Genomic DNA, 10,908 nt, shown 5'->3' on the forward strand with positions numbered 1-10,908 from the left:
CGGAAGGTGGGGGCCAGAGAGGTGCCCTTCGGCCACTATGCCCTGCAGGATCTGGGCCCCTCCTACCGCATCATGCGGGGGGAGGGAGAGTTTGTGGGGGAGGGGGCCTACGATGAATTCAAGAAGCTGGCCAGCGTCTTTTACGACCAGGGGCCGGGTATCCTGGTCCATCCGGTGTGGCAGACGGCCAACGCCTACTTTGTGGAACTCTCCCTCAGCCAGGAGCCCAGAGCGGACTATGTGAAGTACACCTTTGCCTTCTGGGAGGAGTTTGGCGGACACAGCACGGGTACCCGAGTGACCACCACCTCCGGTGGAACAACGGGAGGAACGGCCCAGGCCGGTTCCGCTGGGGAGCAGTGGTATACCGTAGTGCGGGGGGACACCCTGTGGGGGATCGCCCGGCGGTATGGGGTGGGCCTGAGCGATCTGATTGCCCGCAATCCCCAGATCAAGAATCCCAACCTGATCTATCCCGGCCAGAAAGTGCGGGTGGCGTGATGGAAGCCGTACTGCATTGCTGGGACGGGAGTCAGATCGCCCTGCCCCAGGTGACGGAATGGAAGTTTCAGTACGGCCTGGGCACCCCCTGCGACAGCTTTGAGGTGCGCTGTCTGTGGGAGCCGGAGGAGGATCTGCTGGCAGAGGCGGTCAGCTTTACCGCCGACGAGGGGGGCCAGCGGGTATTCACCGGCCTGGTGGACGAGTGCGAGCGGGGCTGGAATGAACAGGGCAGTTTTTTGACCATATCCGGTCGAGGTATGGCAGCCCGGCTGCTGGACAATGAGGCCCTGGGCATGGACTACCAGGTGGCTACCTGGCAGGATATCCTGCGGGATCATGTGACGCCCTACGGCATCGAGGCGGCGGCGGGGGCCAAGCTCACCGCCGTACCTGGTTTTTCCGTGGCGGTGGGGAGCAGCGAGTGGCAGGTGGTCTATGAGTTCTGCCGGTATTACGGCGGGATTACCCCACGGTTTGACCGGCTGGGGCGATTAGTGGCCACCCCTTGGGAGACCGGGGAGAAGCTGGTGCTGTCCGAGGACACGGGAGTGACCGCCCTTACCCTGCGGGACCAGCGGTATGGCGTTCTGTCCCAGATCCTGGTGCGGGACAGGACCACCGGAGCGGTACAGACAGTGGAGAACCAGGACTTTGCCCGGCGGGGCGGACGGTGCCGGAGGGTACTTACCATGCCGGGGAAGAGCAGCTATCAGACCATGCGCTATTCCGGCAGCTATCAGCTGGAACGGTCGGCGGAGGAACTGCGGCAGCTGGAATTGGAACTACCCGGGGCCTTTCTGGCCTGGCCGGGGGAGCTGGTGGAGATCCACCTGAACAAACCGGTGGGTCGGGGTACCTGGCGGGTGGCCGAAATGGTGAGCGGAATGGACGAGAAGGGGACCTACACCCGGCTGGTGCTGGGGGACCCGGCGGCGTTGAAGTAGGAGGGAGACAGGATGTGGCTGGCACAGCAGCAGCGGCGGAACAGAAAAAACAGCGGTTCCCAGGTTGGTACCGTCACCCTGGGAGGTGACCCGGCGGGGGTGTGCCTGGACGGCGAGCGGCGTGACCTGCCGGTATTCGCCCCCGGCGGCTATGTATGGCGGCCAGCTCGGGGGGACCAGGTGCTGGTCCTCAAGACCGGCGCCGACGGCGAGGCCCCTTGCGTGGCGGGGGCGCGGTGTGCCGAGAAGTACGGCGTGGCGGAAGGTGAGGTGCTGCTCTACAGCGGCGGTACCTCTATCCGGCTTGGCATGGACGGCACGGTGTCCGTGACCGGCAAACTGCTGGTCAACGGCAAGGAGGTCATGACAAGGGAGTGAGCGCATGGAACTGATGGTAAGGGACGGGGACTATGTGCCCGACGAGGGGGGCGGCTACCGGCGGGCGGAGGGCAGCCAGGAGCTGCTCCAGCGGGTGCTGTGGAAGCTGTCCATCCCGCGGGGCAGCTTCCCCTTTCTGCCCAACCTGGGCAGTCAGCTTTACCAGCTGGGCCGCTGCAAGCCAGCCCAGCGGCTGAATCTGGCCCGGCAGTATGTAGCCCAGGCCCTGGAGGATGAACTTGACTTGACGGTAACCGCTGTGAGCCTGGAAGAGGACGGCACCATGGAAGTGGCGCTGACATGGCAGGGGGAAGAGCTGACCCTGGCGGTTGAGACGGGAGGGATTTGGTGAGATCCATTGACGAAATCTATGGAGAGATGACGGCCATCTTTGAAAAAGAGACGGGGGTTGCTCTGGCCGGAGACGGAGATATGGCGGTACGGCTGTACGCCGTGGCTGCCCAGATATACGCCCTGTACGTCCAGGCCGACTGGGTAAACCGCCAGTGTTTTCCCCAGAGCGCGGAGGGGGAGTATTTGGACAAGCACGCCCAACTGCGTGGACTGGAGCGCCGGGCGGCGGTGGCGGCGGAGGGGAGCATTCGTTTCCAGACCGACAGCGCCGCCCAGGCCGACCTGACCATCCCGGCGGGGACGGTGTGCATGACGGCGGGGCTGATCCGCTTTGAGACCACCCGGGAGGTCACCCTCCAGGCCGGTCAGACCCAGGTGGATGCCCCGGCGGCAGCCCTGGAGCCGGGGGCGGCGGGCAATGTGGCGGCGGGCGCCATCCGGGCCATGGCGGTAGCTCCGGTGGGGATCAGCCGGTGTACCAACCCGGAGGGGTTCTCCGGTGGCCTGGATCAGGAGAGCGACGAGGAACTGCGGGAGCGGGTACTGGAGACCTTCCAGCGGATGCCCAACGGCGCCAACGCCGCCTTTTATGAGCAGGGCGCCATGTCATTCCCCCAGGTGGCGGCTGCGGCGGTGGTGTCCCGGCCCAGAGGAGTGGGCTCGGTGGATGTGGTGGTGGCCACCGCCTCCGGGACGCCTGACGAGGGGCTGCTGGCAGATTTGCAGGCCTATTTTGAGCAGCGGCGGGAGATTGCCGTGGATGTGCAGGTGCGTGCCCCGGAGGTACAGAATGTGGATGTGACGGTTCAGATCCAGCCGGCCACCAACCGGGACGGGGAGACGGTGCAGCAGAATGTGGAACAGGCTATCCGAAGCTGGTTCAACGGCCAGCGGCTGGGCCAGAATATCCTGCGGGCCAAGCTGAGCCAGCTGATCTACGAGGTGGACGGGGTGGAGAACTATGCCCTCACCGTCCCCGCTGCCGACGTGACGGTGGAGCAGGATGTGCTGCCCCAGCTGAATAGCCTTTCGGTCACCCGGACGGAGGGGACGGCATGAGCGGATACGCACAATATCTGAAGGATCTGCTGCGGCCCCTGCGGGTATACGAACTGGAGGGCACCGCCAACGGCGGAGAGCTGGAGGCTCAGGGTCAGGTCCTGGACAGTGTGGAGACTGACCTGGAGGAGATCCAGCGGGAGATGCTGATCTCCACGGCGGAGGACCGGGGGCTGGAGGCCATCGAGGGCCTTTTGACCCGGCGACCGGTGGCAACCGACCTGGAGATGAGGCGGGCGGCCCTGGCCGCCCTGCTCCGCATCGGCGGGGACAGCTTCACCCTGGCGGCTATCAATGACAATCTGAGAGGCTGCGGCATCAACGCTCAGGCCCGGGAAACCGGGAAGACGGGGACGGTGGAGATCTGGTTTCCCGATGTGCCCGGCATCCCTGACGGCTTCGAGGAGCTGCGGAAAATCATTGAGAGCATTTTGCCCGCCCATTTGGGCATTGAATATACATACTGGTACATCACCTGGAGCGAGATGGAGCAAAAGTTTGCCACCTGGGGCGATATTGAGGCCATTGGGCCCACCTGGGAGGAACTGGAGAAGATGGTGGAATAAAAGGCGGCCCGCACTGCGGGCCGCCTTTTGGCGCTTCAGGAGGTAGGGGAATCCTGGCAGATCAAATTACCGTCGGCGTCATAGCCCTGGCACCAGGCCAGCCAGACCGCACCGCTGTCATCGGATGGGCCGGGTGCCAGGGTGGAGGGAGCGGCCCACACGCCGTCGGCCACCTGGGTAAAGGTGGGGGAGACGCCGCGGCTGTCTATGGCAGCCTGAGGATCGGCCCGCTCACTGGTACCCAGAGAAATCAGCTGAGCCTCTACCCGTACCACCCTGGGGTCGGTGCAGACTACCACAGGGGTGGCCTCATAACCAAGGCCGATATCGGGTTGAGAGCCAAACAGATTGCAGTAGATGGGATCTTCCTGCTGGGTGAGATCCAACTGCCAAAAGGGAAGGGTATCCGCAGGCCGCCACAGGAAACCGGCCAGCTGGTCCAGGGTGTAGAATTGCACGATATCGCCCTGGCGGCCCACAAACCACCAGGTATTGTCCGGTACAAAGTCCCAGTGGAGTTTCTGATACTGGATGGGGCCGGAGGCCAGAATGGTGTTATCCGTCACATAGTTTTCCCGGTTCAGGCGTTGGCACACGGCGGCGGAGGAGAGAAGAGGGGTATCCAGCGCCACCCAGGCGGAGAGCAGTCCCAGGCAGAGCAGCAGGATGCTCAAGGCCCAGCGGATGCGGGGCAAGATGTAATAGCGGAAATGGGTCATGACAGGGGCACCTCCTCCTCCAGATCAATGCGGAGTATGATCTGGTCGCCGGGCTTGCCCAGGGTGACGGTAAACCACTGGGCGCCGGGGGTGGGATTGGCGAGGGTGAGATACCCGTCGGCGGCCAGAGGCGAGGTGGACCAGGTGGAGCAATAGCCCTCCCCGGTGGCGCCGGTGGAGTCGATCCAGGTACATGGTACCTGGGATAGTGCCAGGTTATCCAGCCACAACTGCCAGTGGGAGACCGAGAGGGAGGCCTGGATCTCCAGCCGGGAGGGGGAATTAGGATAGTCCGGTGTGCAGATCAGGGCTGCGTTGTGGGCAGTTATGGTATAGCCGCCCACCGTTCCGCCGCCGGAGGCGGAGCCGGAGACCACCAGGGTCTCATTGACTTGAGCGGGAAGGGTACAGGAGGGCGGGAGCAGGGAGTCGTGGGCGAATAGGCCAGTCTGATGCAGGCCGCTGGCCACGGTGCTGACCAGAATGAGCATGATGCCCAGCACGGTGAACAGGGCGGTCAGACCGGGAAACAGAGGATTGTGGCAGCGGTCCAGCTCATGGCCGATCTGATAGGGATCTCCCATGGCCTCCACCGCCCGGAGAGCGGCCTCTTCGGGCGGGACGCCCTGTTCCTCCAGCGCAGCGGCGTGGTCCTCCAGATGAGCGGTCAGCTCCTCCCGGGCCAGACGTTTGGCCAGCGGCAGCCGGATGACAGAACACACCTGATCGCAGAATTGTTCAAATGGCTGGCACAAGGTGGATTCACCTCACTCCCTGTCTTCGGTGGGGTCGTAGGAGCAGACCAGGTTGCCGGCGGCATCGTAGCCCCGGAGCCAGATGGACAGGGCGCCGCTGTGGCCGCTGCCGTCAGGCAGGGCGGGTGTGGGAGAGGTAACGGGCGCTCCTACCCACACGCCTTCACCAGCGGAGGACCAGGAGATGGATACGCCCCGGTCAGCCAGAGCCTCCTGGGGGTCCTCCCATCGCCCCAGCCACAGAAATTCTCCCTCTACCCGGGTTACGGCGGGGTCGGTACAGATGGCCAGCGGGATCAGCTCGCTTCTGATCTCCGGGAAGAGGCCTGAGGGATTGGAGTCGTCCAGGTAGGAATAGGGGGTGTAGGCTACGCGCCAGGGGTAAAGGGTATACTCGTCCATCCAGGAGAGGACGTGCAGATCATAACCGGGTACCGTCCACAGCAGACCGGCGGTGCGCTTTAAGCTGGCCACGGCGTAAGTGTCGCCGGAGCGAAGTACCGCCCAGGCGTCGGTGTCCGGCTGAGCCTTGTTTAGCCGGACAGGGCCGGAGGCCACCACCTCCCCGCCGGTAAAGCCGTTGGCGGGGCCGGCCTGGGCGCAGGCCAGGGCGATGGTGGGCATGGGCCGCTCCAGACTTACCCACAGCAGGAACAGGGCGGCCAGCAGAGCCAGAGTGCTGAGGGTGACGGTGAACTGTCGGGCGCCCGGGGTGGGGTCTTTGATCTCCAGCAGGGCGACGCTGCCCAGCAGGGCGTGTCGGACAACGGAGGAGGTACGGATGGAACCGGAACCACCGGCATCGTCGGTCCAGGAGACCTCTGTCCGCAGGAAATTCATGGGCGGCTGCCAGAACTGCCGGCGGGTGATGATGAGGGGGCACTGGAGCTGATATTCCCGCAGAGTCTCCTCTCCGGGATAGGACATGGACACCAGCACCAGTCCGGCCTCTCCGGCAGAGGCGAGCTGGTAGCCGGAGAGGCCACCACCTCCTGTGGCGGTACCGGAGATCTCCAATGTGCCGTATCCGTCATGGGGCAGGGGGCCGGTCTTGGGGGACAGGCCGGTCAGGGCAAAGATGCCGGTGCCCGCCCGAAGGCCGATCACCAGACTCAAAAGCAGCACGGACAGAGCCAGCAGGGCAAAGATACGGGACAGCCGGGGAACCAGGGGGCTGTGGCACTTGTCCAGCTGGTGCCCCAACTTGTAGGGGTCGCCCATCGCTTCCACCGCCCGGCGGGCGGCCTCCTCGGGCGGTACGCCCTGTTCCTCCAGCACGGCGGCGTGATCCTCCAGGTGGGCGTCCAGTTCCGCCCAGGCGGCATACCGGGCGGGCTTCCAACGGATCACAGAACATACCTGATGGCAGAACATATCAAAGGCCTTGGAGGCCATACACTCACCTCAATTCATAACGGGTGGCCCAGGATTCCGGCACAGGGGATTGGTAGATCAGCGTTCCGTCGGCGGCGTAGCCCTTGACCTGGAGGTCCTCCGGAAAGACGAAGCCGGGGCCTGAGGTATAGGGAATCAGGAAGCAGTTCTCCGTACTTTGACTCTGGCTGGCGGAGAGCAGGGAATAGCCCTGCTTTGTTTCCGCGGAGACGGGGAAGGTGATCTCCACCTGGGTGATCTCCGGGTCGTTGGAGATCACCAGCACCGCGCCGCTGTTCCAGTCGCTGACCACCAGAGGCACCAGGGGGAGGTCCGGGTCGTTCTCCACAGCGTCCAGGCCACCGGCCTGCCAGAACAGACCATAGTGGTTGACCCCGCACCAGGCGTACCAGTCCCCGTGCCGGAGAATGTAGTAGCGGTCGTACTGGCCGAGTTTGACCTGGTTTGCCTCCCGGGAATAATTCAGGGTGGTGATGACTTCTCCGGGGCCAAAGAAATAGCGGGCCTGGGTAGCCTCCAGCGCCTGTTCGGCGGTGAGGATGGGAAAATCCAGCCGGAGTATCAGCACCACCAGGACTACTACCAGCAGCAGGGCGTCCCGGACAATGCGGCGCTTGCGCTGTGCGGGGGTGACGGAGCGTCTGGCCATGTCAGTCCCCTCCTTTCAGCGGCAGGGTCAGAGAGATGGCGTTCTCTCCAAAGCGGTCAAAGTGGAGGGTGACGGAGGTTGCCTCCGGATGGATACCCCCCACCCACAGATCGTAGTAGGAGGCGAAGGGATAGACGGCGGAGGGATTGCCGGAGGAATCCCCGGCGGAGGTGGGCAGCTGGTACAGCGCCTGCTCACCTCTGGAGGGGTAGCGGTTGCCCAGATCGTCCTCCGCCCACAGCCACTCCCGGAATTCCGGCCCCCGCTGCCAGGGGTCGGAGTGGGTCACTTTCAGCAGATAGCTCAGATGCAAGGCCTCATCACGGTATGCGCTGGTCTCCGAGTGTGTGACAACCGCCCGCTGGATGGAGAAGGTGTAGCCCTCATACTGCCAAACAGCGCCGGGAGTGAAATCGGCCACCACGTCGTACTCGTCGTAATGCTCCAGAAGATGGCCCATCCCAATACCGTCGTAACTGGCGGGTGCGGTTAGGTTGGTAACCAGTTCTCCAGCCCGGGGCAGGGCGAAGAGCAGGACGAGGACGGCCAGGGTCCACACCACCCGGCGAAACCAGATCTGAAACCAGCCAAGCCGGGGGTTGTGGATCTGGTTCAGCCAGCGGCCCAGTTCTTCCGGGTCCCCCATGCCCCGGACGGCCTCCGACTCGGCGTCCCACAGAGTCATGCCGGGGTTGGCTTCCAGCAGGGCGTCCCGGTGTTCCTCCATGTGGCCGGTCAGTTCTGCGGAAATGGCGGCGTGGTCGGGGGAAAACCGGACACAGGAACACACCTTGCCGCAGAACTGGTCTATGGTGCGAGGGGGCGCTTTTGGGGCATCCATCAGGCCATGACCGGGGTGGTCCCGGCCAGCACGGCGTTCACTGCCTGGGAGAAGGTGGTCCACTCCTCCTTTTTGGTGTCCAGCAGCCGCAGCCCCTTCTTGGTGATGTGGTAATACTTCCGGGTGCGGCCGGTGGGAGCCGCCTTCTCGTAGGACTGCACCGCCCCCTCCTTCTCCAGGGTGTGGAGAATGGGGTAGAGGGTGCCCTCCTTCATGGAGAAGGTGTGGTCGCTCTTGGCTTCCAGTTCGGCAATCATCTGGTACCCGTACTTGTCCTCCCCGGACAGGAGGGAGAGAACCAGCAGAGTGGCGCTGCCTGATAACAGGGATTTATCCGCTTTCATGGGAAACCTCCTTTCAGAACAAAAAACAATACCTCGGGTTTCTAGGTATATTATACCTAGAAACCCGAGGTATGTCAACAGGGACTTTACTTCATGCGGCTGCGGAGGGGCTGGCCGGACAGAAAGCGGCCCAGATTGTCTAGAAACAGGGCCTGGAGCTGGTCCAGGGTGACCTGCATATGGTTGTAGCCGCCGGCGGTGTGGGGGGTGATGAGGGCCCGGGGGGCGTCCCAGAGGGGATGATCCGGTGGGAGAGGCTCCGGATCGGTGACGTCCAGCCCGGCCCCAAGCAGATGGCCCAGGGAGAGTACCTCCGCCAGGGCGGTACAGTCAATGGCGGAACCACGGCCGGCGTTGAGCAGGACGGCATCGGGTTTCATCAGCAGCAGGCGGCGGCGGTCCATAAGACCGGCGGTACCGGCGTTGTGAGGAAGGGCCAGAGCCACCACGTCGGCCTGGGGGAGCAGAGCGTCGATCTCAGACAGGGGGAAGGTCCGGTCAAAGCCCTCCGCCGGGGCATCGGAGCGGTGGAAGCCCATGACGGTTTTGGCGCCCAGCGCCCGGCACAGGTGGGCGAAGTGGCGGCCAATGTCGCCGGTACCCCCCACCAGCACGGTCTCTCCCCGCAGGGAGCGGACGTGGCCCAGGTCGGCCCAGGTGTGGGCGTTTTGCTGGTCCCGGTAGGCGGGCAGCCGCTTGTAGAGAGCCAGCAGCATGGCCAGCAGATGCTCGGAGACGGCGGGGCCGTAGGCTCCGGCGGCGCAGGTGAGGACCACGCCCTCGGGCAGGATACCGGGGACCAGGTAGGGGTCCACTCCGGCGTTCCAACTCTGGACCCATTTCAGCCGGGGGAAGGTTTTGAGATCTGCCGGGGGAACGAAACCCATGAGGATGGTGGCGCGCTCCCGCCAGTCCTGGGGGATATCCGCTGCGCCGCGGCGGTCGCTGGTGGGGAGAAAGAGATGCTCCTCATGGAGAGCGGCGGAGCGGAAGCGATCCTGTTGGGCTGGGGACAGGGGGAGCAGATGGAGAATGGTTTCCATAGTGAAACCGCCTTTCCGTAAAAAGTGGGGCCGGTCGGCAGACCGGCCCCACTTTTTACTTAATGGTAATGAGCAGTTCGCCGGCCTTGACGGAACCGCCAGACCCACGCAGGCACGCCTGCGTGGGGACCCGTGAGAAATTTAATTTAGTATCGCGGGGCGGAAGTGAATCCCGCCCCGCTCCGCCGCAAAAGCGGCGGTTCGCTGCGCTCACAGGAAGGCGGCGGGGTGTTGAAAAGCTAAGAAAACCGGTCTTACTTAATGGTAATGAGCAGTTCGCCGGCCTTGACGGAACCGCCTTCCTTGATGAACACCTCGTCCACGGTGCCTGCCATGCGGGCCACCACGGAGGTCTCCATCTTCATGGCCTCGATGACGGCCAGAACCTGGTTCTCCTCCACCTTGTCGCCGGGCTTGACGTTCACCTTGGACACCATACCGGGGATGGAGGCGCCCACCTGGCTCTTGTCGGAGGGGTCGGCCAAGTTGACCTTGCGGGCCTGGGCGGTGGCGCTCTTGTCGGGCACCGCCACCTCCCGGCGCATACCGTTGAGTTCAAAGTGGACGTTGCGGGTGCCGTCCTCGTTCAGGTCGCCCAGTCCCATATACTTGATGACCAGGGTCTTGCCGTCCTCGATGTTGATCTTGTTGGTCTCGCCCAGGGCCATGCCGTTGAAGAACACGTGGCTGCCCATGCGCATGATATAGCCGTACTCCTGCCGGTGGCGGTAGAAGTCCTCCACCACCTTGGGATACAGGCACCAGGAGATCACGTTGTGGTCGTCGGCGTCGGGGTAGAACCTGCGGACCTCCTCCCGGGCCTTTTCGAAGTCGATGGGCTCCAGCAGCTCGCCGGGGCGGCAGGTGATGGGCTCCTCGCCCTTGAGGACCACCCTCTGGAGGTCCTCCGGGAAGCCCCAGGCGGGCTGGCCCATCATGCCCTTGAAGTAGCTCACCACGCTGTCGGGGAAGGTGAGGGCCTCCCCCCGCTCCACGATGTTCTCGGGAGTCAGGTCGTTCTGCACCATGAAGATGGCCAGGTCGCCCACCATCTTGGAGGAGGGGGTCACCTTCACGATGTCGCCCAGCATATGGTTGACGGTCTTGTACATCTCCTTGACCGCCTCGAACTGGTGGCCCAGGCCAATGCTCTCCACCTGGCTTTTCAGGTTGGTGTACTGGCCGCCAGGCATCTCGTAGCGGTAGATATCGGTGGAGGGGTTCTTGATGCCTGCCTCAAACTTGCTGTAGCGCAGGCGCACGTCGGCCCAGTAGTCGGACAGCTTCTGCAGCTTGTCGCCGTCCAGGCCGGTGTCCCGCTCCTGGCCGTGGAGGGCGGCCACCACCGCGTTCATGG

Annotated in this window: 14 protein-coding genes; 6 read left to right on the forward strand and 8 right to left on the reverse strand. The window is 64.0% G+C overall.

Annotation, left to right across the window (positions count from 1 at the left end; genetic code table 11):
• The 6 genes from safA to Q0K43_RS08190 all read left to right on the forward strand — a co-directional run.
• On the forward strand, positions 1 to 501 hold a 501-nt coding region (safA, locus tag Q0K43_RS08165), incomplete at its 5' end, for a SafA/ExsA family spore coat assembly protein (protein ID WP_297290061.1).
• Positions 501 to 1,448, forward strand: a complete 948-nt coding sequence (locus tag Q0K43_RS08170) for a hypothetical protein (RefSeq protein ID WP_297290062.1) — start codon at positions 501 to 503, stop codon at positions 1,446 to 1,448. The genes safA and Q0K43_RS08170, both read left to right, overlap by 1 nt.
• Positions 1,449 to 1,460: 12 nt before the next feature.
• On the forward strand, positions 1,461 to 1,826 hold the full coding sequence (locus Q0K43_RS08175; RefSeq protein ID WP_297290063.1) for a hypothetical protein: 366 nt from the start codon (positions 1,461 to 1,463) through the stop codon (positions 1,824 to 1,826).
• A 4-nt stretch (positions 1,827 to 1,830) separates the two neighbouring features.
• Entirely contained in the window at positions 1,831 to 2,178 is a 348-nt protein-coding gene (locus Q0K43_RS08180; protein ID WP_297290064.1) for a hypothetical protein, read from the forward strand.
• Positions 2,175 to 3,239 (forward strand): baseplate J/gp47 family protein, encoded by a 1,065-nt coding sequence (locus Q0K43_RS08185; RefSeq protein WP_297290065.1) that lies wholly within the window; start codon positions 2,175 to 2,177, stop codon positions 3,237 to 3,239. Before Q0K43_RS08180 ends, Q0K43_RS08185 begins: the two co-directional genes overlap by 4 nt.
• Positions 3,236 to 3,805: a DUF2313 domain-containing protein gene (locus Q0K43_RS08190; protein ID WP_297290066.1), complete on the forward strand. Its 570-nt coding sequence runs from the start codon at positions 3,236 to 3,238 to the stop codon at positions 3,803 to 3,805. Before Q0K43_RS08185 ends, Q0K43_RS08190 begins: the two co-directional genes overlap by 4 nt.
• A gap of 35 nt (positions 3,806 to 3,840) precedes the next feature.
• Here Q0K43_RS08190 and Q0K43_RS08195 read toward each other — a convergent pair whose 3' ends face one another.
• The 8 genes from Q0K43_RS08195 to Q0K43_RS08230 all read right to left on the reverse strand — a co-directional run.
• Positions 3,841 to 4,524, reverse strand: coding sequence for a hypothetical protein (locus Q0K43_RS08195; protein ID WP_297290067.1), 684 nt, complete (start codon positions 4,522 to 4,524; stop codon positions 3,841 to 3,843).
• A complete protein-coding gene (locus Q0K43_RS08200) occupies positions 4,521 to 5,279 on the reverse strand; it encodes a permease prefix domain 1-containing protein (protein ID WP_297290068.1) in 759 nt (252 codons plus the stop codon). The genes Q0K43_RS08195 and Q0K43_RS08200 overlap by 4 nt, the downstream gene beginning before the upstream one ends.
• Positions 5,280 to 5,291: 12 nt before the next feature.
• Complete coding sequence (locus Q0K43_RS08205; RefSeq protein WP_297290069.1) at positions 5,292 to 6,674, reverse strand: permease prefix domain 1-containing protein; 1,383 nt, start codon at positions 6,672 to 6,674, stop codon at positions 5,292 to 5,294.
• Positions 6,675 to 6,678: 4 nt separating this feature from the next.
• Positions 6,679 to 7,323, reverse strand: coding sequence for a DUF5044 domain-containing protein (locus Q0K43_RS08210; RefSeq protein ID WP_297290070.1), 645 nt, complete (start codon positions 7,321 to 7,323; stop codon positions 6,679 to 6,681).
• A gap of 1 nt (position 7,324) precedes the next feature.
• On the reverse strand, positions 7,325 to 8,164 hold the full coding sequence (locus Q0K43_RS08215; protein ID WP_297290071.1) for a permease prefix domain 1-containing protein: 840 nt from the start codon (positions 8,162 to 8,164) through the stop codon (positions 7,325 to 7,327).
• Complete coding sequence (locus Q0K43_RS08220) at positions 8,164 to 8,508, reverse strand: PadR family transcriptional regulator (RefSeq protein ID WP_297290072.1); 345 nt, start codon at positions 8,506 to 8,508, stop codon at positions 8,164 to 8,166. Before Q0K43_RS08220 ends, Q0K43_RS08215 begins: the two co-directional genes overlap by 1 nt.
• 86 nt (positions 8,509 to 8,594) lie before the next feature.
• Positions 8,595 to 9,551: a D-2-hydroxyacid dehydrogenase gene (locus tag Q0K43_RS08225; RefSeq protein ID WP_297290073.1), complete on the reverse strand. Its 957-nt coding sequence runs from the start codon at positions 9,549 to 9,551 to the stop codon at positions 8,595 to 8,597.
• Positions 9,552 to 9,805: 254 nt separating this feature from the next.
• Positions 9,806 to 10,908 (reverse strand): biotin/lipoyl-containing protein (locus tag Q0K43_RS08230; RefSeq protein ID WP_297290074.1); only part of this gene is annotated, 1,103 nt, incomplete at its 5' end.

It is taken from the genome of uncultured Flavonifractor sp. (assembly GCF_944383115.1).
Lineage (GTDB): Bacteria > Bacillota > Clostridia > Oscillospirales > Oscillospiraceae > Flavonifractor.